27 protein-coding genes are annotated in these 22558 nt (G+C 73.2%); 10 read left to right on the top strand and 17 right to left on the bottom strand.

The features are described from left to right. Positions 1 to 78: 78 nt before the first annotated feature. From ACFPLC_RS32375 to ACFPLC_RS32345, 7 genes are all read right to left on the bottom strand, one after another. Entirely contained in the window at positions 79 to 2244 is a 2166-nt protein-coding gene (locus tag ACFPLC_RS32375; RefSeq protein WP_378201945.1) for a xanthine dehydrogenase family protein molybdopterin-binding subunit, read from the bottom strand. Further along, positions 2241 to 3236, bottom strand: coding sequence for an FAD binding domain-containing protein (locus tag ACFPLC_RS32370; RefSeq protein WP_378201948.1), 996 nt, complete (start codon positions 3234 to 3236; stop codon positions 2241 to 2243). Before ACFPLC_RS32370 ends, ACFPLC_RS32375 begins: the two co-directional genes overlap by 4 nt. Next, complete coding sequence (locus ACFPLC_RS32365) at positions 3236 to 3712, bottom strand: (2Fe-2S)-binding protein (RefSeq protein ID WP_378201951.1); 477 nt, start codon at positions 3710 to 3712, stop codon at positions 3236 to 3238. Before ACFPLC_RS32365 ends, ACFPLC_RS32370 begins: the two co-directional genes overlap by 1 nt. Before the next feature lie 74 nt (positions 3713 to 3786). Next, complete coding sequence (locus ACFPLC_RS32360; RefSeq protein ID WP_378201954.1) at positions 3787 to 4665, bottom strand: CU044_5270 family protein; 879 nt, start codon at positions 4663 to 4665, stop codon at positions 3787 to 3789. Next, the gene (locus ACFPLC_RS32355; RefSeq protein ID WP_378201957.1) at positions 4658 to 5248 is read right to left on the bottom strand and encodes an RNA polymerase sigma factor; all 591 of its coding nucleotides are present in this window, start codon (positions 5246 to 5248) and stop codon (positions 4658 to 4660) included. The genes ACFPLC_RS32360 and ACFPLC_RS32355 overlap by 8 nt, the downstream gene beginning before the upstream one ends. A gap of 87 nt (positions 5249 to 5335) precedes the next feature. Continuing rightward, entirely contained in the window at positions 5336 to 5515 is a 180-nt protein-coding gene (locus ACFPLC_RS32350) for a hypothetical protein (RefSeq protein ID WP_378201959.1), read from the bottom strand. Between the two features lie 5 nt (positions 5516 to 5520). Continuing rightward, entirely contained in the window at positions 5521 to 6003 is a 483-nt protein-coding gene (locus tag ACFPLC_RS32345; protein WP_378201962.1) for a MarR family winged helix-turn-helix transcriptional regulator, read from the bottom strand. Between the two features lie 78 nt (positions 6004 to 6081). On the opposite strand from ACFPLC_RS32345, the gene ACFPLC_RS32340 reads away from it, so the two are divergent. The 4 genes from ACFPLC_RS32340 (at position 6082) to ACFPLC_RS32325 (ending at position 9206) form a co-directional block, all read left to right on the top strand. Continuing rightward, positions 6082 to 6696: a GTP cyclohydrolase II gene (locus ACFPLC_RS32340; RefSeq protein WP_378201965.1), complete on the top strand. Its 615-nt coding sequence runs from the start codon at positions 6082 to 6084 to the stop codon at positions 6694 to 6696. Between the two features lie 27 nt (positions 6697 to 6723). Continuing rightward, on the top strand, positions 6724 to 7596 hold the full coding sequence (locus tag ACFPLC_RS32335; RefSeq protein ID WP_378201968.1) for a helix-turn-helix domain-containing protein: 873 nt from the start codon (positions 6724 to 6726) through the stop codon (positions 7594 to 7596). A 22-nt stretch (positions 7597 to 7618) separates the two neighbouring features. After that, positions 7619 to 8269, top strand: a complete 651-nt coding sequence (locus ACFPLC_RS32330; RefSeq protein WP_378201971.1) for a TetR/AcrR family transcriptional regulator — start codon at positions 7619 to 7621, stop codon at positions 8267 to 8269. A 67-nt stretch (positions 8270 to 8336) separates the two neighbouring features. Continuing rightward, the gene (locus tag ACFPLC_RS32325) at positions 8337 to 9206 is read left to right on the top strand and encodes a S1 family peptidase (protein ID WP_378201974.1); all 870 of its coding nucleotides are present in this window, start codon (positions 8337 to 8339) and stop codon (positions 9204 to 9206) included. On the opposite strand, the gene ACFPLC_RS32320 is transcribed toward ACFPLC_RS32325, so the two are convergent. Next, positions 9207 to 9842 carry a TetR/AcrR family transcriptional regulator gene (locus tag ACFPLC_RS32320; RefSeq protein WP_378201976.1) on the bottom strand — a complete coding sequence of 212 codons (636 nt, stop codon included), beginning with the start codon at positions 9840 to 9842 and terminating at the stop codon, positions 9207 to 9209. A 98-nt stretch (positions 9843 to 9940) separates the two neighbouring features. Here ACFPLC_RS32320 and ACFPLC_RS32315 point away from each other — a divergent pair, with 98 nt between their 5' ends. Beyond that, entirely contained in the window at positions 9941 to 10540 is a 600-nt protein-coding gene (locus tag ACFPLC_RS32315) for an SRPBCC family protein (RefSeq protein ID WP_378201979.1), read from the top strand. Positions 10541 to 10715: 175 nt separating this feature from the next. Here the strand turns inward: ACFPLC_RS32315 and ACFPLC_RS32310 are convergent, their stop codons facing one another. Next, the gene (locus ACFPLC_RS32310; RefSeq protein WP_378201982.1) at positions 10716 to 11468 is read right to left on the bottom strand and encodes a ZIP family metal transporter; all 753 of its coding nucleotides are present in this window, start codon (positions 11466 to 11468) and stop codon (positions 10716 to 10718) included. Between the two features lie 174 nt (positions 11469 to 11642). Between ACFPLC_RS32310 and ACFPLC_RS32305 the strand changes: the two genes are divergently transcribed. Next, positions 11643 to 11765 carry a hypothetical protein gene (locus tag ACFPLC_RS32305; protein ID WP_255410490.1) on the top strand — a complete coding sequence of 41 codons (123 nt, stop codon included), beginning with the start codon at positions 11643 to 11645 and terminating at the stop codon, positions 11763 to 11765. 40 nt (positions 11766 to 11805) lie between these two features. On the opposite strand, the gene ACFPLC_RS32300 is transcribed toward ACFPLC_RS32305, so the two are convergent. Together ACFPLC_RS32300 and ACFPLC_RS32295 are read right to left on the bottom strand one after the other, a co-directional pair. Next, positions 11806 to 11946 (bottom strand): hypothetical protein, encoded by a 141-nt coding sequence (locus ACFPLC_RS32300; RefSeq protein ID WP_191306731.1) that lies wholly within the window; start codon positions 11944 to 11946, stop codon positions 11806 to 11808. Positions 11947 to 11981: 35 nt separating this feature from the next. Then, positions 11982 to 12812, bottom strand: coding sequence for a phytanoyl-CoA dioxygenase family protein (locus ACFPLC_RS32295; protein WP_378201986.1), 831 nt, complete (start codon positions 12810 to 12812; stop codon positions 11982 to 11984). A gap of 80 nt (positions 12813 to 12892) precedes the next feature. Between ACFPLC_RS32295 and ACFPLC_RS32290 the strand changes: the two genes are divergently transcribed. Together ACFPLC_RS32290 and ACFPLC_RS32285 are read left to right on the top strand one after the other, a co-directional pair. Beyond that, the gene (locus ACFPLC_RS32290; RefSeq protein ID WP_378201989.1) at positions 12893 to 13888 is read left to right on the top strand and encodes a LacI family DNA-binding transcriptional regulator; all 996 of its coding nucleotides are present in this window, start codon (positions 12893 to 12895) and stop codon (positions 13886 to 13888) included. A gap of 55 nt (positions 13889 to 13943) precedes the next feature. Next, a complete protein-coding gene (locus ACFPLC_RS32285; RefSeq protein WP_378201992.1) occupies positions 13944 to 14396 on the top strand; it encodes an OsmC family protein in 453 nt (150 codons plus the stop codon). Here ACFPLC_RS32285 and ACFPLC_RS32280 read toward each other — a convergent pair. The 5 genes from ACFPLC_RS32280 to ACFPLC_RS32260 form a co-directional block, all read right to left on the bottom strand. Then, positions 14387 to 15643, bottom strand: coding sequence for a GGDEF domain-containing protein (locus ACFPLC_RS32280; RefSeq protein ID WP_378201995.1), 1257 nt, complete (start codon positions 15641 to 15643; stop codon positions 14387 to 14389). The genes ACFPLC_RS32285 and ACFPLC_RS32280 overlap by 10 nt on opposite strands. Before the next feature lie 93 nt (positions 15644 to 15736). Beyond that, the gene (locus tag ACFPLC_RS32275; RefSeq protein ID WP_191306735.1) at positions 15737 to 16684 is read right to left on the bottom strand and encodes a catechol 2,3-dioxygenase; all 948 of its coding nucleotides are present in this window, start codon (positions 16682 to 16684) and stop codon (positions 15737 to 15739) included. A gap of 10 nt (positions 16685 to 16694) precedes the next feature. After that, a complete protein-coding gene (locus tag ACFPLC_RS32270) occupies positions 16695 to 17714 on the bottom strand; it encodes a 4-oxalomesaconate tautomerase (RefSeq protein WP_378201998.1) in 1020 nt (339 codons plus the stop codon). Then, on the bottom strand, positions 17711 to 18415 hold the full coding sequence (locus ACFPLC_RS32265; RefSeq protein WP_378202001.1) for a 4-carboxy-4-hydroxy-2-oxoadipate aldolase/oxaloacetate decarboxylase: 705 nt from the start codon (positions 18413 to 18415) through the stop codon (positions 17711 to 17713). The genes ACFPLC_RS32270 and ACFPLC_RS32265 overlap by 4 nt, the downstream gene beginning before the upstream one ends. A 140-nt stretch (positions 18416 to 18555) precedes the next feature. Beyond that, positions 18556 to 19230, bottom strand: a complete 675-nt coding sequence (locus tag ACFPLC_RS32260) for a GntR family transcriptional regulator (protein ID WP_378202004.1) — start codon at positions 19228 to 19230, stop codon at positions 18556 to 18558. 76 nt (positions 19231 to 19306) lie between these two features. Between ACFPLC_RS32260 and ACFPLC_RS32255 the strand changes: the two genes are divergently transcribed. Together ACFPLC_RS32255 and ACFPLC_RS32250 are read left to right on the top strand one after the other, a co-directional pair. Continuing rightward, positions 19307 to 20089 carry an NAD(P)-dependent oxidoreductase gene (locus ACFPLC_RS32255; RefSeq protein WP_378235997.1) on the top strand — a complete coding sequence of 261 codons (783 nt, stop codon included), beginning with the start codon at positions 19307 to 19309 and terminating at the stop codon, positions 20087 to 20089. Positions 20090 to 20125: 36 nt separating this feature from the next. Continuing rightward, a complete protein-coding gene (locus tag ACFPLC_RS32250; RefSeq protein WP_378192220.1) occupies positions 20126 to 21205 on the top strand; it encodes a spore photoproduct lyase family protein in 1080 nt (359 codons plus the stop codon). On the opposite strand, the gene ACFPLC_RS32245 is transcribed toward ACFPLC_RS32250, so the two are convergent. After that, positions 21202 to 22551 (bottom strand): MFS transporter, encoded by a 1350-nt coding sequence (locus ACFPLC_RS32245; RefSeq protein WP_378192222.1) that lies wholly within the window; start codon positions 22549 to 22551, stop codon positions 21202 to 21204. The genes ACFPLC_RS32250 and ACFPLC_RS32245 overlap by 4 nt on opposite strands. Between the last annotated feature and the right edge of the window lie 7 nt (positions 22552 to 22558).

The following is a 22558-nucleotide window of genomic DNA, read 5'->3' as shown; positions in this document are numbered from 1 at the left end:
GGCCGGCCAACGCCGGCCGCGAGCAGCGCCCGCACCGGCAGGACGAACACCGGCCCGAGCAGACCCCGCCCGGGCTGCTCAGAGAACGTCGTCAATCCGGATCGGCAGCCGGTGGTGGCGCTTGCCGGTGGCGTGGTGGACGGCGTTGGCCACCGCCGCCGCGACGCCGACCATCGCGACCTCGCCGAGCCCCTTCACCCCGACCGGGTTGAAGCGCAGGTCCGGCTCGTCCACGAACCCGACGTCGATCCGGCCGACGTCCGCGTTCACCATGACCGGGTACTCCTCCAGCGTGGCGTTGAGGAAACCGCCGGACCGCGGGTCGGCGAGGCTTTCCTCCCGCAACGCCCCGCCGATGCCCCACACCACCCCGCCGCGGACCTGGCTCGCCGCCGTCACCGGGCTGGCGACCCGGCCGCAGTCGACGACGCTGACCACCCGCGGCACCCGGATCCGGCACGTCGTGGGCTCCACGCGGACTTCGACGAAGTGGGCGACCCAGCTGAACGTGCTGAACTCCGGGTAGACCGGACCGGAGATGGCCAGGTGCCCGGCACGCGCCTGCCCGACGGCCTCGGGCGGCTGACCGGGTCCGACCGTGGCCACCTCGACCTCGGCCGGGTGCCCGAGCCGCGCGACGGCCGCGGCCACGTCGACCGCGCCGCGGTCGGCCGCGTCGAGGTGCCTGCGCAGCTCCCGCAGTCCGGAGTGGACGGCGGGCAGCGCGGTCGCGGTGCCCCACGAACCCGCGGTGAGGTGCTGGGGCGCGTACCGGGTGTCGCCGACGCGGACTTCGACGTCCCGGACGTCGATTCCCAGGTCGTCCGCGACGAGCAGCGCGATCGCCGAGCGGATGCCCTGGCCCATCTCGTGACCGTCGACACCGACGGTGACGCGGCCGTCGGCGGTGGCCGTCAGGTGCGCGACGGCGGGGGCGATGTGGCCAGGGTAGTTGCCCGCGGCGACGCCCCAGCCGATGAGCGAGCCGTCGTCGGCGCGCATCGAGCCGGGCCGGGGATCGCGGGCGGCCCAGCCGAAGTCTTCGGCGCCGCGGCGGAGGCATTCGGCGAGGAAGCGGGTGGAGAAGGGCCGTCCGCTCACCGGGTCGGTCATCGTGTCGTTGGCCAGCCGCAGCGCGACCGGGTCCCGGCCGGTGGCGTAGGCGAGTTCGTCGACCGCCGATTCGAACGCGAACATCGCCGAGCTTTCGAACGGCGCCCGCATGTAGCCCGGCGTCTGGACGTCGGTCTGCACCAGGCGATGGCGGCCGCGGAAGGCCGGGAAGCCGTACAGCCGGGACGTGACTTCGGTGTGCATCGCCGGGAACAGGTCGTGGCGGGAGGTCTGCTGGTCGACCTCGTGCACCGCGCCGAGGATCTTCCCGGTCTCGTCCGCGCCGAGGCGCACGCGGTGGCGGGTGGCCGGGCGGAAGCTGCCGTTGTGGAAGGTCTGGGTGCGCGTCAGCACGAGCTTGACCGGACGGCCGAGCCGCTTCGCCACCAGTGCGAGCGGTGCCAGGTGCGGCTGCAGCGAATTCTTCTGGCCGAAGCCGCCGCCGACGTACGGCGAGCGGACCTCGACGCACGCCGGGTCGAGGCCGAGCTGCCGGGCCAGCCCGTGGCGGACCGCGGCGGCGTTCTGGGTGCCCTCGTGGACCACCAGCGTGTCGCCGCGCCAGGCGACGACGGCGCCGTTGAGCTCCATCGGGACCGCGTGCTGGGCCGCGTGCTCGTAGGTGCCCTCGATCCGGACCGGGCTCGCGTCGATCGCCGCGTCGGCGTCGCCGACCTTGATGTCGGCGAGGAACGGCAGCGGGATCGCCTCTTCCTGCACCAGGGTGGTCGCGCCCTCGGCGTCGAGGTGGACGGCAACCGGTTCGGGCTCGTACCGGGCGGTGACCAGCTCGGCGGCCTCGGTCGCGGCGACCGGCGTCTCCGCGACGACCAGGGCGATCGGCTGGCCGCGGTAGGCGATGCGGTCGTCGAGCAGCGGCTGGAGGCTCTGGAAGGAGAACCCGCCGCCCATGATGAAGCCCGGCCCGCGCAGCTCCGTCTCGTCGAACCGGGTCACCACCAGCAGCACCCCGGGCACCGCCTCCGCCGCGGCGGTGTCCACCTGCGACACGCGGCCGCGGCCGATCCGCGCCGGGACGAGGGCCGCGTGGGCCAGGCCGTCCGGGACGCGGTCGGTGCCGTAGGCGGCCCGGCCGGTGACCTTCTCGACGGCGTCGGCACGAGGCGTCATCGGGTGGCTCTCTCCCCGGCCACCCGCACGGCGTCGGCGACCGTGCGGATGCCCAATTCGACTCGGAATCCGTTGTGGGTGCCGGGACGGGCCCCGGCGAAGGCGATTTCCCCGGCGCGGCGGGCGTTCCCGGCGGTGAGCGGGGCCCCGCGCAGCACGCGTTCGGCTTCCGCGGCCCGCCACGGGCGCGTCGCGACACCGCCGAGCGCGATCCGGCAGTCGCCGACGACGCCGTCCTCGACGGTCAGCGCGACCGCGGCCGAGGCGAGGGCGAAGGCGTAGGACTCGCGGTCGCGGATCTTCAGGTAAGTCGAGCCGCGGCCGGCCGGGGTCACCGGGACGCGGATGCGCAGGATCAGCTCCCCCGCGTCCAGGACGTGTTCCCGCGCCGGGTCTTCCGGCTCGACGTGCAGTTCCCCGAGGGGGATGGTGCGCTCGCCGTCCGGGCCGGCGACGTCGACGACCGCGTCGAAGGCGAGCAACGCGATCGCCCAGTCGCCGGGATAGGTGGCGATGCAGGAGTCGCGGGTGCCGAGCAGCGCGTGGGTGCGGTCGTGGCCTTCGCGGGCGGCGCAGCCGCTGCCGGGCTCGCGCTTGTTGCAGGGGAACTCCGGTCCGCCGCGGAAGTACCCGCACCGCGTGCGCTGCAGCAGGTTTCCGCCCACGGTAGCCATGTTCCGCAGCTGCTGCGAAGCGGCGCGCCAGAGCGATTCGGCCAGCGCGGGGTAGCCGTCGCGGACGGCCGGGTGCCCGGCGACGTCGGCCATCCGGGCGCCGGCACCGAAGACGAGTTCGCGGTCCCCGGCCTCGATCGCGGCCAGCTCCGGCAGCCGGTGCACGTCCACGACGGCGGGCGGGGTCTCGATGCCGAGCTTCATCAGGTCGTAGAGCGTGGTGCCGCCGGCGAGCACCTTGGTGCCGGGTCCGGCGTCGCGCAAGGCGTCGATGGCGGAACTGACGCTGTCGGGCGCGTAGTAGGCGAAGGGACGCATCAGGCCTCCCCCGCGGCTTGCCGGACCGCGGCCACGATGCCGGCGTAGGCGCCGCAGCGGCACAGGTTGCCGCTGAGGTACTCGCGGATCTCGTCGTCGTCGCGCGTGTGGCCTTCGGCGATGCAGGCCAGGCCGGACATGATCTGGCCGGGCGTGCAGTACCCGCACTGGAGGGCGTCGTGGTCGACGAACGCCTGCTGCAGCGGGTGCAGGCCGCCGTCCGGGCCCGCGACCCCTTCGATGGTGGTGACGTCCCGGCCGTCGGCCTGCACGGCGGGGGTCAGGCAGGACACCACGCGCCGCCCGGCGAGGTGCACCGTGCAGGCTCCGCAGTGGCCCTGGTCGCAGCCCTTCTTGGTGCCGGTCAGGCCGAGCCGCTCGCGCAGCACGTCGAGCAGTGACTCCCGCGGGTCGACCCGCAACCGGACGGCCTCGCCGTTGACCGTCGCTTCGACGCTGATTTCCGAAGTGGACACCCGGCGACGCTAACCGGCGCGCACCCGGCAGCGCTTTCCCGTGATTGCTGCCGGGGCGGCCGTTTATTGCGCCGTCAGGGGCGCTGCCCCACCTGGTCGACGTAGGTCTTCACCGTCACCGCGCTGTCGGTGGTGCCCAGGAACTCGAACGTGGTGGCGTCGAAAACCATCACGATCGGCTTCGCCTGCGGGCTCGAGCCGGGCGGCATCGGGAACGAGATCCCGACCCCCGGGCGCCCGGCGCCGTCGGTGACGTGGTCCAGGGCCGTCAGTCCCGGCACCCGCGCCGCCGCCTCGAACAGCGCCGCGTAGGACGCCGGCTGGAGAACCTGCTCGTAGGCGAGGTTGTAGACGTCCTTGCCGATGTAGGTGGCCTTGCCGTCGCGATCGGCCTGGTGCTCGGAGAGGTAGGCCAGCATCGCGTCGGCGGTCGTCGGCAGGTCCGTCCGGTAGACCGGCGAGGGCCGGCAGTCCTCGAGCGTCCCTTCCGCGCGCGGGTCGTTCGTGCCGTACATCGGCGCCTTGCCGTCGCGGCAGCCACCCACCTTGACGGTGCCGATCAGGCCGTCGCGGGTGCCGTCGATCGAGCGCCAGACCTCGCGGACGTGGTGGTCGGGGTTCTCCGTCTTCACGTACAGGAACTGGTCGGGCCGCGGCGGCTTGGCCGGCTCCTTGAGAGCGTTGTCCGCCGCCGCGGTCAGCACCTTGACCGGGTCGGCGTGCGCCACGCCGGGCCCGACACCGACCTGGTCGGCGGGGGCCAGTGCGACCACGGCGGTGATCGCCGCCGCCAAGCCGATCGAGGCGCCGGCGAGCCAGAACCAGCGCCCCGGCCGGTGCCGCCGTTCCCCGCGCGCGGCGGCCAGCAGCCGTTCGCGGGCCGGGGCGAGGTGCTCCGCCGTCGCGAGGCCGACGGTCTCCGCGCGGTCGCGGATCAGGTCGAGTTCATCCATGACGGGAGGTCTCCTTCACGAGGTCGAAGGCGCCGAGCTCGGCGCGGACGCGGCCACGGGCCCGGTTGAGCCGTGATTTGACGGTGCCCACGGGGATGCCGAGTGCTTCGGCGACTTCCTGGTAGGCCAGGCCCTCCGCGGCGGTGAGCAGCAGGACGTCCCGTTCGCGGGGCCGCAGGGCGGCCAGCGCCCGGTCGAGCCGCACGCCGAGGGCCTGCACGCTGACCCGGTCGGCGACCCGGTCGGCGTGCCCTTCGTCGGCGGCCGGCGGCCCGACGGCCAGCCGGAGCTTCAGCTCGCGCACCTCCGTCCGCCGCTGCCGCGAGACGAGGTTCGTGGCGATGCCGTAGAGCCACGGCCGGGCGTCCGACCGGGCCGGATCGAACTTCGCGCGCTTGTCGAAGGCGATGAGGAACGTGTCCGCCAGGACGTCGTCGGCGGCCGTGGGGCCGAGGCGCCGGGCCAGGTAGCGGTGGATGTGCCGCGAGTGGCGGTCGAAGATGACCGCGAACAGGCTCGGCTCCTGCCGCGACCGCGCGATCACGCTCGCGTCGTCGTCGGAATCGGGGTCTTCCGGGGTCATCGCCCGCCTTTCGGTCCAGCCAGTGTCATCGGCTGTTCTCAGGCGGCGGGGGGCGGGTTCCGGAATCGGCGGCGGAAGTGACTCAGGTCACGAATCCTCGTCTTCCGGCGGGCGCTTGCCGTCGCGCTTGGCCGACCATTTGCGCAGCAGCTCGTCCCAGTTCTCCCGGTACCGCGTGAACCACGCGTACGCCAGGAACCCGGCCAACCCGGCGAGCAGGACGACGTAGACCACCAGGGCCGCGGGACTCGCTGCGATCGCACCCATCGCGGTCAGGAGCAGCCGGCGGCGGTGTCGCCGGTCGCGAGCATGCGGCGGTTCGCTTCGCCGAGGCCGTCGGCCAGCGCCCGCAGCTGCTCGGGGCTGAGGACGTCGATCAGCAGCTCGCGCACCAGGCCGACGTGCCCGGGCGCGGCCCGCTCCAGCAGGGCCATGCCTTCGTCGGTGAGCACGGCGTAGACGGCACGGGGATCGCTCTGGCACGGGCGGCGGCGCACCAGGCCGGCCTGCTCCAGCTGGCCGATCTGGTAGGTCAGCCCGCTCTTGGAGTTCGAGACGGCGCAGGCGAGCTCGGCCATCCGCAGTTCGCGGTCCGGGGCGCCGCTGAGCCGGGCGAGGATCACGTACTGGAGGTGGGAAATCCCGGAGTCCTGCTTGAGCTGCTGGTCCAGCCGCCGGTTGAGCAGCTCGTACGTGCCGAGGAACGCGTTCCACGCGCGCTTCTCCTCGGCGTTCAGCCACCGCGGACGACCCATGTCACAACGGTACCTGTTGTTCAAATTGGAACTCAAGGGGTACGGTGCGATCAAGGTTCAAATTTGAACGGAGTCGCCATGATCCCCGTCGCCACCGTCCGCACCCGGGTGCGGGTCCCGCTGCGCTTCACCGACGGCTACACCGCCTCGGCCGAGGTCGTCACCTTCGACGGGCTGGCCGACGGCGCCGAGCACGTCGCCCTCGTGTTCGGCGACCCGGTCCGGCCGCTGGTGCGCCTGCACTCGGAGTGCCTGACCGGCGACGTGTTCGGCTCCGCCCGCTGCGACTGCGGACCGCAGCTGCGCGAAGCCGTGGAACGGATCGACGGCGCCGGCGGCGTCCTGCTCTACCTGCGCCAGGAGGGCCGGGGCATCGGCCTGTACGCCAAGCTGGACGCCTACGCCCTGCAGGACGCCGGGCTCGACACCTACCAGGCGAACACCGCGCTGGGCCTGCCCGAGGACGCCCGCGACTACACCGCCGCGGCGCAGATGCTCGCCGCGCTGGGCATCGCCGAGGTGGACCTGCTCACCAACAACCCCGACAAGGTCCGGCAGCTGCGCGAGCGGGGTATCACGGTCGCCGGGACGGTGCCCACCGGCGTGCACGCGACCCCGGACAACCTGCGGTACCTCGACGCCAAGGTCCGGCACACCCACCACACCCTGGCCCTGCCCGAACTGGCCGGCTGAGGACTTTCCCGCGGCTAGGATCGGACCGTGTCGGAAGAGGCCTCGGCGATCGTTCCGGGAACCCGCGTGCGGCTCAGCCGCCGCTGGTCCTCGCTGGCCGTGCGGCTGCTCGACAACGTCGTGACGGCGGAGTGCGACGTGCCGCCGGTCGACGAGCAGGTCCTGGTGCTGGTCACCGCGGGAAGCAAGACGATCGAGTCGCGCCACGGCGCCCGCTGGCGGCGCGCGGACTACGGGCCCGGCTCGATCGGCCTGACCGCGCCCGGCCACGCGGCCCGGCTCCGCTGGCACGGCGACGGCCGGACGCTGACGACGCACGTGCACCTACCGGCCGCGCTGGTCGACCGCACGGCGCTCGAGCTCTGGGGCCGGGACGCGAACCGGCTCGGCCGCCCGGACGCCCTCGCCGTCGAAGACCCGGTGCTGGCGTCCGTGGCGGGGGCGCTGGGCGCGGCGGCCCTCAACGGCGCGGACGAGCTGTACGCGGAGTCGGCGGGCACGTTCCTGGCCGTCCACCTGCTGACCCACCACGCCGCGGCGCCCCCGCCGCGCGAGCCGGGCCGGGACGAGCTGCGCACCCGCCGCGCGGTGCGGTTCATCCGCGAGAACCACCACCTCCCGCTGACCCTGGCCGACCTGGCGGCCGCGGCGGACCTGAGCCCGTTCCACTTCCTGCGCGTGTTCAAGACGGCGACCGGGCAGACGCCGTACCGGTTCCTGACCCGGGTCCGGGTCGAGCGGGCGTGCCGCCACCTGGAGCGCGGCGACCTGTCGGTGACGGAAATCGGGCAGGCGTGCGGGTTCGCGACGCCGTCCCGGTTCGCTTCGGCGTTCCGCGCCCAGATCGGCCTGTCGCCGTCGGCCTACCGGGCCGCGGTGCGGGGCGACCGCGCCAAGTGAGCCGTTGCACTACATTTCTCCCATGGCGTCAGCACGGGAACCGGAGCCGACCGCGGAGACCGCGCCGAAGCCCGGCGGGCGTCCCCGTGACGCGGCGCTCGACGAAGCGATCATCCTGGCGACCCGCGAACGGCTCGTCCGCGACGGCTACTCGCTCATGACCATCGGCGACATCGCGGCGGACGCGCACGTCAGCCGTCCGACGCTGTACCGGCGGTGGCGCACCAAGTTCGAGCTCGTCGTGGACGCGCTGGACTACGGCTTCCGCAAGCAGCGGAACTCCTACACCGTCGACCTGACCGGGCTGGCGCCGCGGGAAGCGTTCACCGAAGCCGTCCGGCGGCTCGATCCCGCGTACTTCAACCCGGACGCCATGGTGCTCATGGGCAACTTCGCCGGTGAGGCGATCCGGACCCCCGAACTGCTCGGGATCCTCCGGGAGCACGCCGTCGAACCGCGGGTCGCCCTGGTCGAGGACGTGCTGTCCCGGCTGCAGGAGAGCGGCGCGGTCTCCGCCGAGATCGACAAGCACACCATCGCGACGCTGTGCTTCGGCAGCTACTTCGCCGCCTTCTACCGCGGCGAAAGCCGGGCCGGAATCCCCGAAGCGGTCGTCTCGGTGCTGTGGCCGGCGATCGCGGCGGCGAAACCGGCCCGCAGCCGGCGCGGCTGACCGGCGCGAACGCGAAAGCCGCCCGCTTCTCGCAACCATTCCGGGCTCCCGCTCGTGCATCAGAGGTGTGAGGACCACTTCGGATCGACGGCGGCAGTTCCGGGCACGAGCGGTGGCGGTCGCGGTGCTGACCGGAGCCGGCCTCGCCTTCGCCCACGCGGTGACCGGCACGACGGCCGTGGGCCCGATCCCGGCCGCGGCGGCCGGTGGGCACACCCGGCCCGACCCCGCGGCCCCGGCCCGGGAACCGGTGACGACGTCCGCCCGGCCGGCCCCCAACCCGATCCTGCCGTTCAACGCGAAGCTGACGTCCGGCGACATCCCGGTCCCCGGCGGCGGGGTGCGCAGCGGCGCGTGCAGCGGGGCGCTGGTCGCGCCGCAGTGGATCGTCACCGCCGGACACTGCTTCCACGACATCGCGGACGCCCGGATCGGCGGGCGGCCGCCGTACACGATGACCGTCACCGTCGGGCGGCTGAAGGACACCGACCCCGGCGGGCGCACGAGCGAGGTCGTCGACGTGCGGCAGTCGCCGGTGAACGACCTGGCGGTGGCCAAGCTCGGCAGCCCGGTCGACGACATCGCGCCGGTGACGCTGGCCACGACCCGGCCGTCGATCGGCCAGCAGCTCCAGTTCGCCGGCTGGGGTTCGCTCTCGGCGACCGTGCTCGGCCCGTCCGACCACCTCAAGCGCGGCCGCTTCACCGTGTCGGGCATCGGCCAGGCGACCCTGGAGGCCCAGCCGGTCGGCCGGCGCACGGTCGAGAACGGCCCCTGCCCCGAGGACTCGGGCGGCCCGTTCTTCACCTCCGACGACGACGCCACCGCGACGCTGGTGGCCATCGTCAACACCGGGCCGCCGTGCCCGCAGCCCGGCGCCGAAACGATCGCCCGGGTGGACGTCGTGGCGGACTGGATCCGGGAGCAGACCGGGTGATCACCGCCGCTTCAGCGCGGCCAGTTCCTCGGTGATCAGCAGGTCCGGGTCGAACTTCATGCCGGCGAAGTGGCCGGCCAGCTCGAGGGAGAGCACGCCGTGCAGGCGGGTCCAGAAGGACAGCGCGCGGTGCAGGACCGCGGGCGGTGCCGGGTGGCCGCCCGCCCAGTCGCGGTGGGTCTCGAGGTGCGTGTCGAAGGGCGTCGGCGGCTCGTCGCCCGTCCCTTCGGCGCAGGCCTCGATCAGCACCGCCATGACCTCGAACGAGATCGCGGTGGTGTCCTCGGGCGCGTGGTAGCCGGGCACCGGCGTGCCGTAGATGAGGAAGTACCGCTGCGGGTCGCTGCGCGCCCAGTCCCCGATGGCGCTCGCGAGCCCGGCCAGGTCCGCCCCCGCGTCACGCGCCACGCGCACGGTGTCGGCGAGGCTGCGGTAGGCGTCGCGGATGAGCGCGGTGATCAGCTCGTCCCGGCTCGCGAAGTACCGGTACAGCGCCGGGCCGCTCATGCCGACCTGCTTGGCGATCGCGTTGAGCGACAGCGCGGGCACGCCGGCCGCGGCGATCTGCTCCCACGCGTGGCGCTTGATCTCCTCGCGCACCTGGGCTCGATACCGCTCTCGCGGGCTCTCGGTCATCACTGTTAGACCCTATCACTTTTCTTATTGACACTCACACGACTGTGGTTATAGCTTCTAACCATCACGACAGGCACTAACAACCGGAGGACGTCATGATGAGTTCGGCACTGCTCGCGCTGGCGGTCACCGCGGGGCTCACCGGCACCGCCGCCGTCGCCGAGGCCACCCCGGCGACGGCCCTGAGCTGCCGCGGCGCGGGCATCGACCCGGCCGCGCAGCTGCACCACCGGACCGAAACGGTCATCAGGGCGCCGGCCGCCGCGGTCTGGAGACTGCACACCGACGTGGTGCGCTGGCCCGCGTGGCAGCCGTCCGTCACAAGCGCGAAGCGCCTCGACGCCGGTCCGCTGCGCCCGGGTTCGCGGTTCCGCTGGACCACCCCGGCCCCGGCGACACCCACCACCCCGGCGACCACGCTGGTCATCACGTCGACGGTCGGGCAAATGCAGCCCGGCCGGTGCGTCCGCTGGACCGGTCCCGCGATCGGCGACGGGCTGCGCATCGACCGCGGCGTGCACGTCTGGACGTTCACCCCGGTGCGCGGCGGCGTGCTCGTCCGCACCGAGGAGAGCTGGACGGGCGCGCAGCTCGAGGCCGACCCCGCCACCGCCCTTCGCTATCTGGCCGCCGGGCTCGACGCCTGGCTCGCCGACCTCAAGACCACCGCCGAAGGCCGCCGAGAGGGAAACCGATGACCGTCCGCGCCGAATACCGCGGTGGCCAGAGGACTCAGGTACTTCGACAGGCTCGGCGCGCTGCTCGGCCCGGCCAGCCACGTCGTCAGCGCGGCCGCGTAGCCCGCGGCGAGTCCGCGCCGGGCCCACCAGCGGTGGGCCCGGCGGCGCAGCGAAGCGGGCGTCGCGGTCGCGCTCAGCCGACGTGCCCGATGACGAACGCGGTCAGGAAGCCGAGGGTGGCGAGCAGCCCGGTGTAGAGCTCGGTGCGCTCGAATGCCTCGGGGATCATGGTGTCGGCGATCATGGCGAGGATCGCCCCCGCGGCCACCGCCGTGATCGCGGCGACGGTCGCGGGGGACGCCGTCCGCAGCAGCAGGTTGCCGAGGAGGGCCGCGATCCCGCTGGCGACCGCGATGCCGCTCCAGACGCCGAAGATGTACCCGGCACTGCGTCCGGCGGTCTTCATGCCGGCGGCGCTGGAGAGGCCTTCGGGGACGTTCGAGATGAACACGGCCGCGAGCACGGTGACGCCGATGCCGCCGCCCCCGAGCAGGGACACGCCGAGCACCACCGATTCCGGGATCCCGTCGAGCAGGGCACCGACGGCGATGGCCGCCCCGCTGCCCGCGGTGTCCTGTTCGGACGGTTGCTGCGCACCGGAACGCTTGCGGTGCCGGGCACCCCGGCGGGCCAGCAGGACGTTGATCAGGACGTAGACGGCGGCGCCGCCGAGGAAGCCGGCCGCGGTCGGCCAGAGTCCGCCGGACCGCTGGGCTTCGTCGACGAGGTCGAAGGCCAGCGCGGAGATGAGCACCCCGGCGCCGAAGGCCATGATCCCGGCGACGCCCCGCCGCGAGACCCGCACCCACCAGGCCACGGCGGCGCCGAGCACGAGCGCCACCCCGCCGACGAGGCCCCACAGCCCCGCCCCCACCCATTGCGGCACGAGAGCACCTTCCGTCCGGGATCATCCGCAGAGGGACTACCCACCAGGACGGCCGTCGACACGGACATCGTCCGACGTGCGGCCGGTCATCCCCGGGTGTGGTGCGCGTCACGGAATGCGCGGCGATCTTCGGCGCTACACACAGGAGAACCCGTTCGTCCACAAGGGAGGGCCATGTCCGCCACCACCACCCCGGAAGAGTCCGTCGCCGTGCCCGAGCTGGAGGACTTCGACTTCCCGCTCACCGACGGCGCCGCCTGCCGGATCGACGACCCGGACTGCGAAGCCTGCCAGTGAAACCCCGGCTCCGGCCACTTCGCGTGGCCGGAGCCGTCCGCTAGACGTGCATGGCCAGCCACAACGCCATCCAGGCGAGGCACGCCAGTGCACCGCCGACCCCGAAGGCGAGCAGTACGCGGCGCAGCGCCGCGACGACGCCGGCCCGGCCCGTCATTTCGGTGATTCCCGCTTCAGCCATGGCCACCAGGTGCCCGCGTCCGGGACCGCCAAACATCAGGCCCCCATCACGAGCCCCTCGATCGTGTGTTTCTGGGTGATCGGCCGCAGGACGTCGACGACCGGGCAGTCCAGGTGCGCCCGCACCGATTCCGGCAGCGAGGCCCAGAACTCCTTCGTCACCGCGGTGTCGTGACGCTCGTCGTTGCCCGCTCCCGGGGCGTCGAGCCCCAGCACGAGCACCGGGCGCGCCTTCGCCGACCGGTTCGCGGTGCCGCGGTGGACCGTCAGTGCCGAGCGGATCGAGATGTCGCCCATCCGCGGGTACTTGCGCGTCGCCAGTTCCCGGTAGCGCGGGTAGGCCGCGCGCGGCGGGAACATGCCGTGCTCGAACGCACCGCCGTCGTCCCAGTGCGTGCCGGGCGCGATCTCGAACGGCCCCATGTCCGGCTCGGTGTCGACGGCGGTCACGTTCACCGCCAGCGACGTCAGCCGCCGTTCGCGGGCGGTTTCGCCGGGCATCGGGAAGTCGCGGTGCCACGGCTGGTCGGCCGCGCCGGCGAGCGGGACGTCGAAGCCGACCTCGACGATCCGGTACTCCGGCCCCAGCACCACCTCGGCGACGGCGGTGATCCACGGGTGGGTGACGAGGTCGGTGAACCCGCGCAGCTGCTCCGGGTGGATCTCGACGTAGAAGCGGTTCGGGCCGCGGCCGACGGCGCCGTCCGGCCGGGCGCGGGCCTCGGCGAACGCCGTGTCGATGTCCTCGCCGAGCCGGCGCACCCAGTCACGGGTGAACGCCTGCGGCAGGCCGATGATGCCGTCGGCGTGCAGGCGTTCGGTCAGCGCCGCGAGTTCGGCCGCGGGCAGCGGGGCGGGCACGGTCATCCTGGCCTCCTGGGAGCTCGACGGCGTGGCAGCTCAGTTTGCAACGTGGCATGCCACGTTGCAAGAGGTACGCTGCACGGGTGAACCCGAAACTGCGTGACGTGGCCGAGCACGCCGGCGTCTCGGTGCGCACGGTGTCCAACGTGGTCAACGGGTTCCGGTACGTGGCCCCGGCGACCCGGGAACGCGTGCAGGCGAGCATCGACGCGCTCGGCTACCGCCCCAACCTGGCCGCCCGCACCCTGCGGCGCGGCCGGACCGGGCTGGTGGCGCTGGTGATCCCGGAGATCGACTCGCCGTACTTCGCCGAGCTCGCCGCGCGGACGGTCCGGATCGCCGGTGCCCGGGGCCTGACCGTGCTCATCGACCAGACCGACGGCGACGCCGAGCGCGAGAAGGAGCTGCTGCACGGCCGCCGCAGCCAGCTGGTCGACGGTGTCCTGTTCAGTCCGTGGGCGGTGGCCCCGGCGGAGCTGGCCGCGCGCACCGACCCCGTCCCGCTGGTGCTGCTGGGCGAGCACGACGGCACCGCCGGCGTCGACCACGTCGCGATCGACAACGTCGCCGCCGCCCGCGACGCCACCCGGCACCTGCTGGCCGCGGGCCGCCACCGGGTCGCGGCGCTGGGCATCCAGCCGCGCTCGCTGAACGCGACCGCGCGCCAGCGTCTCGACGGCTACCGGCAGGCGCTGGCCGAGGCGGGCCTGCCGGCCGAGCCGGAGCTGGAGGTGCCGGTGCGGCGCCTGCACCGGGCCGACGGCCACCAGGCGATGCTGCGCCTGCTCGACCTGCCCCGGCCGCCCGACGCCGTCTTCTGCTTCACCGACGAACTGGCCCTGGGCGCGCTGCGGGCAGCCGCCGACCGCGGTGTCCGGGTGCCGGAATCGGTGGCCTTGGCGGGCTTCGACGACATCGAAGACGGCCGCTACAGCGTGCCGGCCCTCACGACCGTGTCACCGGACAAGGACCGGATCGCCGAGCTCGCCCTCGACCGGCTGGCGCGGCAGGCGGCCGACCCGGAACCGCCCCGGTCGATCGTCGCGCCGCACCGCCTGGAAGTGCGGGAGACGAGCTGAGCGTGTGGGGCGGTCTTCGCCGGGTAACCGCGCGGAAACGACCCCGGAGGACGCGATGGCACGGGACATCTACTCGGCGGAAGCGACGTCGAGCCGCGGCAGCGTCCGGGTGGACGGCCGCGGCGACCTCGCCTACCCGGTCGGCGAGCCCAGCGGCAACGGCACCGCCGACGCGCTCAACCCCGAGCGGCTCTACGCCGCCGCGCTGGCGACCTGCCTGCACCAGTCGCTGACGATCGCGGCGACTTCGCTCGACGTCGAGCCGGCCGAAAGCGTGGTCACGGCCGAAGCCACGCTGGCCCACCGCGACGACGGCGGCTACGAACTCCGCGCGGCCGTCGGCATCTACCTGCCCGGCGCGGCGACCGACGACCTCTACGACGCGGTCACCCGCGAGGCGCTGCGGCTGTGTCCCCTGGTCGGCGCCGAGGTCCCGGTGACCTTCGACCACGACCGCGGGCTGGCCCTGCAGCACCACCGCGGCCCGGCCGATCCCGGTCAGAACTGAGGCGTGGCGACCGCCACCCGGTCCCGCCCGGCCTTCTTGCCCGCGTAGAGCGCGTCGTCCGCCGCGCGGATCAGCCCGTCGAGACCTCCACCGGGCTCCGCCGGGCGCAGCGCCGCGCCGATCGTCGCCGAGAGCGTCACCGGCTCCCCCGTCTTCGCGGTGATGCGCAACGCCCGGATCCGGAGCCGGATCCGCTCGGCGATCGCGCGGACCTCGGCTTCGTCGACGTCGGGCAGCAGGACGGCGAACTCCTCCCCGCCGTACCGGCCGACCGTGTCGCCGCGCCGGACGGCCCGGGTGAGCGCCGTGGCCACCTCGGCGAGGACGTCGTCGCCGACCGGGTGGCCGTGGGTGTCGTTGATGCGCTTGAACCAGTCGAGGTCGATCATCAGCACCGCGATCCGCCCGCGGGCGCGCTCGAGCGCGCGCTCGGCCTGCTCGTGCCAGGCGGCCGCGTTGAGCAGCCCGGTGCGCTGGTCGGTGCGGGCGGCCAGCTTCAGCTGGTCGAGCTGGACGCACTGGTGCAGCGCGAACGTCGGGACGACCATCAGCAGCGCGGCCGGCGGCCACCACAGCAGCGCGAGCGCGACGAACACGCCGAGCGCCAGCTGGCCCACCTCCAGCAGGTTGTCCGAAGCGCTGCCCAGCGGACGGCGGGGGTCCTCGGCGGGGACCGTCCAGGCGATGACCGTGCCGACGAGCGCGGTGTTGACCGCCCACTGCACCGCGGCCGCGGCGACCACGGCGGCCAGGTCCGGCCAGCCGGGCCGGGCGCCGTCGGCGAGGTGCTCCTGGACGCCGCTCGAGTGCAGGACCCCGGCCGCGGCGGCCGCGGCCAGCGCGAGCGTGGCGGCGGTGAACACGGCGCGGTGCGGCGGCCGGACCGCGTCGAACCGGTTGACCAGCACCCAGCGGTGGGCGTACAGCACCGCCACCAGCGCCAGCTCGAGCACCAGGGGCAGCACGATCACCCCGGCGAAGATCCAGACGCTGCAGAGGTCGAGGTACGGCGTGCCGGCCCGGGCGCGGCGACGGCGCTGGACCAGGTGCGAGGCGTGCAGGTGCGGCAGCGCCGCCGCGGCGAGCCAGCCCGCGGCCGTCCACTGCTCCGGCGTCGGGACCGTCCGGGCCGCGAGCCCCATCAGGCCGAAGACCGCCAGGACCACACCGAGAACGAGCACCCGCACCCGCCCGGGCAAGGCCCACAGCGGCCATCCCGACGGTGCCCAGCCGGCATTCTCCCCCATCGCAGCGCCTCCCCCTTGCGCCGGTGATTTCCCCGTAGCCCACGGTAGTCGCGCCGCGGCGGGATGTCAGCCACCGCCGGGTGATTTCCGGGCTCAGACCGGCGGGGTGCCGTGGGTGTGGAACGACTCGATCGTCTTCAGCCCCCACGCCTGCCCCTTCGCGCGCTCGGCCTCCGTCCAGGTGACCGGCTCCCAGTCCGGCGCGAAGATCAGCCGTCCGGTGGGGTTGCACAGCTCGATGCGGTTGCCGCCGGGTTCGTAGACGTACAGGAAGAACGTCTGCTGGATCGCGTGCTTGTGCGGCCCGGTCTCGATGTGGACCCCGTTGTCCAGTGCGATGTCCGCGGCCCGCAGGATGTCCTCACGCGTGTCGGTCGCGAACGCGATGTGGTGCAGGCGCCCGTGCGAACCCGTCCGGTCGTTCGTGTAGACGAGGTCGTAGGACTTCTGCGCGAAGTGCGTCCACTGCCCGGAAATCACGCCGCTGTCGAGCCGGATCTGCTCGGTCACCCGGCCGCCGAGGACGTCGCAGACGAACCGGCCGTTGGGCTCCGCCTCGCGGGCCAGGTAGTTGACGTGGTCGAGGCGGCGGACGCCGACGCCGCGGCCCGGGTACGCCTGCGCCTGGTTCTTCAGGGCCGGGCGCAGGGACTCCGGCGGCCGGTAGCGCTCGGTTTCCCAGTAGAGCTCGAGTTCGTGCCCGTCCGGGTCGCGGAACAGGTACGTCGGGCCGATGCCGGTGTCGCCGTCGACCCAGCCGACGCCGAGCCCGCGCTCCTCCAGCGCGGCCACGCGCCGCTGCAGCGCCTCCTCGCTGGAGGCGCGCAACGCCGTCCGCCCGACGCCGGAGGTCTTCGCCGCGGTGAGCTTCAGGCTGTGGTGCTCGTAGTCGTCCCAGGTGCGCAGGTACACCGAGTCGCCGTCGGTGCCGTTCTCGGTCAGGCCGAGCACCCGGACGAAGAAGTCCAGACTCCGCTCCGGCTCGGGGGTGAACAGCTCGACGTGGCCGAGGTGCGCGACCTCGTGGCGTGGCGAAGACAAGGCCGGCTCCTCAGGAACGGGGGAAAACGGTGCCGTCGAACAGCTTCCGGGCGGTGCGGATGACCGTCGACCGGCGGACGCGGGACCCGTCGAACTCGATCGCGACGGCGAGCTTGCCGCTCGGGTGCTCGACTTCGATCGGCTCGCCCGCCGGCGGCTTGCGCAGGAGCTCGGCCCCGACCGCGCCGTCCAGCAGCAACGCCGTCACGACGCTCACCGCGCCGAGCACCCCGATCGACGGGTGCGGCTTGACCGGGATGAAGGTGCGGGTGGCGATCGCGCCGCCGTGGCGGGGCGCGGAAACCAGCGTGGTCTTCGGGACGGACGAGCCGCGGACGTCGCCGAGGCCCATCAGCTTCCCGGCCTCGATGCGCAGCGCGTCGATCCGCTCGGCCAGGCCCGGCTCGCCGCCGAGGTCTTCGGCGCGCGCGACGACGACCGGCATCCCGTTGTCCACACAGGACACTTCGAGGCCGCCGACGTCGTCGCGGACGTGGCCGGTGGGCAGCAGGCTGCCGCACACCGACCCTTCCGTGCCGGTGAAGTCCAGCTCGACCGGGGCGGCGGTGCCGGGGACGCCGGAGATGGCGGTGCCGCCTCGGTAGTCGACTTCGCCGCCGGGCGTGGCGAACGTCGCGACGGCGATCGAACCGGTGTTGAGCAGCCGCACGCGGACGGTGGTGCGCTCCGGGCCGGCGGGCACGAGCCCCCGCTCGACGGCGAACTGCCCGACGCCGGCGAGCAGGTTGCCGCAGGTCTGGCGGTCGGAGACGGTGGGCTCCTCCACACCGAGCTGCAGGAAGAGGTAGTCGACGTCGTGTCCGGCGTCGGCGGCCTTCGAGACGACGGCGACCTTGCTGGTGACCGGCTGGGCGCCGCCGAGGCCGTCGATCTGGCGCGGGTCGGGGGTGCCCATGATCCGCAGCAGCAGGTCGTCGCGGGCGGCCGGGTCGGCCGGGAGGTCCTCGGCGAGGAAGTAGGCCCCCTTCGAGGTGCCCCCGCGCATGAGCATGCAGCGCACGCCGGTCATGCCTGCTCCTTCTCGTACTCCTCGGCGGTCAGGTAGCGGACGCCCAGGGCCTCGAGCTTTTCGCGCAGGCCGTAGCGGTCCAGGCCGAGCTGGCCGGTCGCGAACGCCTCCCGGGCGGCGGCTTCCTTCTCCAGCCGCGCCCGAGCCTTCTCGAGTCCACTCGGGACGTCTTCGCGGCGGACGCAGAGGACGCCGTCGTCGTCGGCGAGGATGCCGTCGCCCGGGCGGACGAGCTGCCCGCCGACGACGACGGGGACGTTCACCGCGCCCGCGGTCGCCTTCACGGTGCCCTGCGCGCTGATCGCCGCGGACCAGACGGGAAAGCCGAGCGCCCGCAGGTCGGCGACGTCGCGGACGCCGGTGGTGGTGACCAGCCCCCGCACGCCGCGGTGGCGCAGCGCGGTGGCGAAGAGCTCGCCGAACAGGCCGTCCTGGCACGGCGAAGTGGTGGTGACGACGAGGACGTCGCCTTCCCGGCACTGCTCGACGGCGGCGTGGATCATCAGGTTGTCCCCGGGCCAGCACAGCGCGGTGACGGCGGTGCCGCCGACGCGGACGCCGTCCTGGATCGGCCGGAGCCCGGCCGAGAGGAGACCGGAGCGGCCGAGAGCCTCGTGCACGGTGGCGACGCCGTAGTCCCCCAGCCGCGCCACCTGGTCGAGGTCGGCACGGGGCGGATCGGTGACGATGACGGGCTTCATACCGCCACCGTAGGGTTCGGTCGACGAAATTGTCAACAATTTTGGCGGCTAACTGGGCTAGCTTGCGCACCTGGACGGTCGGCTCGCGTACCTGGAGGGTCGGCCTGCGTACCTGGAGGGTCGGGTGGTCGGCCGGGGGCTCAGGGGTGCAGTGGGGACACCTCGGCGTCGGCGGCCTTCAGGGCCTCGATCACACTGGCCAGGTGGGTTCGCGCGGCCTCGGCGGCCTGCTCCGGGCGGTGCGTGCAGATGGCGTCGATGATCGCGAGGTGCTCCGGGAGCGAGACCTGCGGCCGGCCGGGGCGCATGGCCAGCCGGAACTGGTGGCGGACGCTCTGCCCGCGCAGCCGTTCCAGCACCCGCTCCGCCGTCCGCTGGCCGCTGATCTCGCGGATCCGCCGGTGCAGCTGCTGGTTGAGCCCCGAGTACCCGACGACGTCGCCCCCCGTCACGGCCGCCTGCATCCGCTCGCCCAGTTCGCGCAGTTCCCCCACCTCGGCGGCGGAAACGCGTTCGGCCGCCTTCGCCGCGCACAGCGACTCGAGCATCATCCGGACCTCGGAGATCTCGACGGCCTCCTCGAGCGACACCGCGCGGACCCGCGCCCCCCGGTTCTGCACGCGCTCGACGAGTCCCTCGTTGGTCAGCTCGATCAGCGCCGCCCGCACGGTGGCGCGGCTGGCTCCGAACTGCGCCGACAGATCCGCCTCCACCAGGCGCTGGTTGGGCGCGAACTCGCCGCGGACGATGGCGTCGCGGATGGCCGCCACCGCGGACCGCTCCCCCGGCTGCCGGTCCGCCGCACTCTCCGTCATACCCTCGGCTCCGTTTGTTGACAATTTTGTCGAGCACATCGTGTACTCGATCGTAGCTGGCGAGGAGGATTCTGCTATGACCGGAACCATCGCGGTACTCGGACTGGGCGAAGCGGGCAGCGCACTGGCCCGAGACCTGGTGACCGCCGGCGCCGTCGTGCGCGGCTACGACCCGGCGATCTCCGCCGTGGACGGAGTCGTCCCCACCGATTCCGAAGCCGATGCTGCCCGGGGCGCCGACCTCGTCCTCAGCGTCAACAGCGCGTCAGCCGCGCTCCGGGCGTTCGAAGCCGGGCTCGCCGGACTGCCGGGCGCCTGGGCCGACCTGAACACCGCCTCCCCCGGCACCAAACGCGAACTCGCCGCCCTCGCCGCCGAGCACCGCGTTCCGTTCGCCGACGTGGCGATCATGGCACCCGTCCCCGGCCGGGGGCTGCGGGTGCCGATGCTCGCGACCGGACCGGCCGCCGACGCGGTCGCCGCGACGCTGAACCCGCTCGGCGCGGCCGTCGAGACGATGCCCGGGGAGGCCGGGCTCGCCGCCGAGCGCAAGCTGCTGCGGAGCGTCTTCTTCAAGGGCATGTCCGCCGCCGTGGTCGAAGCGCTCCAGGCTGCCCGCGCGGCCGGGTGCGAGGACTGGCTGCGGAAGATCATCGTCGGCGAGCTCACCGCGGCGGACGCGGCCACGGTGAACCGCCTGGTCGACGGCTCGTACCGGCACGCCGTCCGCCGCACCGCCGAGATGGCGGCCGCCGCCGAGATGCTCGGCGAGCTCGGCGTCCGGCCCCACGTCGCCGCGGCGGCCCGCGACCAGCTCCGCCACCTGGCGACGCCCGGCGCCGGCGAGCGCCGCGGGTAGACTCGGAGGCCCCGGAACTGCGCAGGTGAACTCCCCGTGGAAGATGCGGACCTCGAACGGGCGAAGCTGCTCGCGCCGTCGCGCATCTACGTCGAGGCCGCCGCCGCCGAGCTTCCCCGCGGCCGCCAGGTGCTCGACCGCTTCCCCGGCGCGACCGTCGTCGAGGTCGACAGCCACTGGCGCATCCCCGAGCTCCACGGCGACGAGACCAACGTCCGCCGCTGGGTGCGCATCAAGCGCGAAGCACTGGTCGTGGGGATCAAGAAGTCGCTGACCGCGCGGCCCAACGGCCGGTCGGCCGACTTCATCGCCCCGTCGACGTCCAACGGCTGCGCGATGGCGTGCGCCTACTGCTACGTCCCGCGCCGCAAGGGCTACTCCAACCCGATCACCGTCTTCGCCAACATCGAGCAGATCACCGGGTACCTGACCCGCCACATCGCCCGGCAGGGCCCCAAGCCGGAGCCGAACCAGTGCGACCCCGCCGCGTGGGTGTACGACCTCGGCGAGAACTCCGACTGCTCGGTCGACGCCCTGGTCAGCGACAACGTCGCCGACCTGATCGGCCTGTTCGCCGGCCAACCCACCGCGAAGGCGTCCTTCGCCACGAAGTACGTCCACCGCGGGCTGCTGGAGCTGAACCCGCGCGGCCGTACGCGCGTCCGGTTCTCGCTGATGCCCGAGCGGCCCGCCAAGCTGCTGGACCTGCGGACCAGCCCGATCGCCGACCGCCTGCGCGCGCTGGACGACTTCGTCGCCGCGGGGTACGAGGTGCACGTCAACCTCAGCCCGGTCGTCGTCTACGACGGCTGGCTCGAGGACTGGACGCGGCTGCTGCGGGACCTCGGCGACGCCACGAACGACGTCACCAAGGCCCAGCTGGCCGCGGAGGTGATCATGCTGACCCACAACCGCGCCCTGCACGAGGTCAACCTCGGCTGGCACCCGAAGGCCGAGCAGGTCCTCTGGCGGCCCGACCTGCAGGAGACCAAGCGCAGCGAGGGCGGCGGCGTGAACGTCCGCTACCGCGCGGGCCACAAGCGGGCCCTGCTCGACGAGCTCCTGGATCTCATCGCCGTCCACGCGCCCTACCTACGCGTCCGGTACGCGTTCTAGACGGCGGCCGGTTCGGTGACGCGCCACAGCCGTGCCTGCCGGGTCCGCGGCCCGAAGACCGCCAGCACCACCGCGCCGACCAGCCACGTCCCGGCGATGAAGAAGAACACGCTCCGGTAGCCGCTGCCGTTGTACAGCCCCGCCACGATCAGCGGGCCCGCCGCGTTCGACAGCCGGCCCAGGCCGTAGGACACGCCGGTGCCCAGCGAGCGGCCGCGCGTGTCGAACAGCTCCGGCGAATACGCGTACCCGAGGGCCGTGTAGCCGCGCTCGAACATGTTGACCAGGAAGCCGAACACCACGATCAGGACCGGGTTGAACGTCAGCCCGTACAGCAGGCCGCACAGGGCGATCACGGTGCCGAAGGCGACCAGGCACCACTTGCGCTCGAAACGGTCGGTGACCAGGGCGGCCAGGTACGAGCCCAGCGGCGCGCCGACCGTCGTGAGCGCCACGTAGAACACCGACTTCTCGACGCTGAAGCCCTCCTTGGCCAGCAGGGTCGGCGCCCAGCTCGAATAGCCGAAGAACCCGATCGTCTGCGTCACCCACAGGACGGTCAGCAGCAGCGTCGGCAGCAGGTACTTCTTGCGCAGCAGCAACCGCAGCGGCGCCTTCGCCACCGGGGCCTCCCCCGCCGGCGGCGCCGGCTCCGGCAGCGGGCCCTTCTCGGCCGCGACCTGGGCTTCGATCTCCCGCAGCACGGCGTCGGCCTTGGCGTGCTCGCCGCGGCTTTCGTACCAGCGGGGCGACTCCTTCAACCGCCGCGTGAACAGCACGAGCAGGACGCCGAGCGCGCCCCACAGGTAGACCAGCCGCCACGCCCAGTCCCCGAGCGGGACCACGACGCTGGCGATCAGGTTCGTCACCGGCGTGCCGCAGATGCCGATCACGATCGCGTAGGCCTGGTACTTGCCGCGGTTCGCCGCCGGGTACAGCTCGTTGACGTAGATGACCGCGACCACGGTCATCGCCGAGAGGCCCGCGGACGTCAGCACGCGGAACACGCCGAGGGACACGATGTCCCAAGAGAACACCGCCGCGAACGAGAAGACGCCGAACCACACGGTCGTCAGCACGAGCGCGTTCTTGCGGCCCCAGCGGTCGGCGATGGTGCTCGCGATGACCGAGCCGAAGAACATGCCGACGAACGACAGCGACGTCACGTACGCGACCTGGTCGACCGTGACGCCCCAGAGCTTGATCAGCTTGGGCGCGGTGGTGGCGAAGCTGTTGATGTCGGCGAACTCGAAGAAGTAGGCGAACGAGACGGCGAACAGGGTGAACTTGTGGAATCGGGCGATCGGCAGGCGGTTCAGCCGGTTGAGCGCGTTGGCGTGCTGCATTGCATGC

Origin of the sequence: Amycolatopsis plumensis, from assembly GCF_042652605.1 — a bacterium.
Lineage (GTDB): Bacteria > Actinomycetota > Actinomycetes > Mycobacteriales > Pseudonocardiaceae > Amycolatopsis > Amycolatopsis plumensis.
This window is presented reverse-complemented; position numbering and strand designations above follow the sequence as displayed.

What these genes read in the sequence shown, in the direction of transcription:
- ACFPLC_RS32375 (WP_378201945.1), bottom strand. Translation starts at nt 2,244, where the DNA reads ATGACGCCTCGTGCCGACGCCGTCGAGAAGGTCACCGGCCGGGCCGCC.
- ACFPLC_RS32370 (WP_378201948.1), bottom strand. Translation starts at nt 3,236, where the DNA reads ATGCGTCCCTTCGCCTACTACGCGCCCGACAGCGTCAGTTCCGCCATC.
- ACFPLC_RS32360 (WP_378201954.1), bottom strand. Translation starts at nt 4,665, where the DNA reads ATGGATGAACTCGACCTGATCCGCGACCGCGCGGAGACCGTCGGCCTC.
- ACFPLC_RS32355 (WP_378201957.1), bottom strand. Translation starts at nt 5,248, where the DNA reads ATGACCCCGGAAGACCCCGATTCCGACGACGACGCGAGCGTGATCGCG.
- ACFPLC_RS32350 (WP_378201959.1), bottom strand. Translation starts at nt 5,515, where the DNA reads ATGGGTGCGATCGCAGCGAGTCCCGCGGCCCTGGTGGTCTACGTCGTC.
- ACFPLC_RS32345 (WP_378201962.1), bottom strand. Translation starts at nt 6,003, where the DNA reads ATGGGTCGTCCGCGGTGGCTGAACGCCGAGGAGAAGCGCGCGTGGAAC.
- ACFPLC_RS32340 (WP_378201965.1), top strand. Translation starts at nt 6,082, where the DNA reads ATGATCCCCGTCGCCACCGTCCGCACCCGGGTGCGGGTCCCGCTGCGC.
- ACFPLC_RS32330 (WP_378201971.1), top strand. Translation starts at nt 7,619, where the DNA reads ATGGCGTCAGCACGGGAACCGGAGCCGACCGCGGAGACCGCGCCGAAG.
- ACFPLC_RS32320 (WP_378201976.1), bottom strand. Translation starts at nt 9,842, where the DNA reads ATGACCGAGAGCCCGCGAGAGCGGTATCGAGCCCAGGTGCGCGAGGAG.
- ACFPLC_RS32315 (WP_378201979.1), top strand. Translation starts at nt 9,941, where the DNA reads ATGAGTTCGGCACTGCTCGCGCTGGCGGTCACCGCGGGGCTCACCGGC.
- ACFPLC_RS32305 (WP_255410490.1), top strand. Translation starts at nt 11,643, where the DNA reads ATGTCCGCCACCACCACCCCGGAAGAGTCCGTCGCCGTGCCCGAGCTG.
- ACFPLC_RS32300 (WP_191306731.1), bottom strand. Translation starts at nt 11,946, where the DNA reads ATGGCTGAAGCGGGAATCACCGAAATGACGGGCCGGGCCGGCGTCGTC.
- ACFPLC_RS32295 (WP_378201986.1), bottom strand. Translation starts at nt 12,812, where the DNA reads ATGACCGTGCCCGCCCCGCTGCCCGCGGCCGAACTCGCGGCGCTGACC.
- ACFPLC_RS32285 (WP_378201992.1), top strand. Translation starts at nt 13,944, where the DNA reads ATGGCACGGGACATCTACTCGGCGGAAGCGACGTCGAGCCGCGGCAGC.
- ACFPLC_RS32280 (WP_378201995.1), bottom strand. Translation starts at nt 15,643, where the DNA reads ATGGGGGAGAATGCCGGCTGGGCACCGTCGGGATGGCCGCTGTGGGCC.
- ACFPLC_RS32270 (WP_378201998.1), bottom strand. Translation starts at nt 17,714, where the DNA reads ATGACCGGCGTGCGCTGCATGCTCATGCGCGGGGGCACCTCGAAGGGG.
- ACFPLC_RS32265 (WP_378202001.1), bottom strand. Translation starts at nt 18,415, where the DNA reads ATGAAGCCCGTCATCGTCACCGATCCGCCCCGTGCCGACCTCGACCAG.
- ACFPLC_RS32260 (WP_378202004.1), bottom strand. Translation starts at nt 19,230, where the DNA reads ATGACGGAGAGTGCGGCGGACCGGCAGCCGGGGGAGCGGTCCGCGGTG.
- ACFPLC_RS32255 (WP_378235997.1), top strand. Translation starts at nt 19,307, where the DNA reads ATGACCGGAACCATCGCGGTACTCGGACTGGGCGAAGCGGGCAGCGCA.
- ACFPLC_RS32245 (WP_378192222.1), bottom strand. Translation starts at nt 22,551, where the DNA reads ATGCAGCACGCCAACGCGCTCAACCGGCTGAACCGCCTGCCGATCGCC.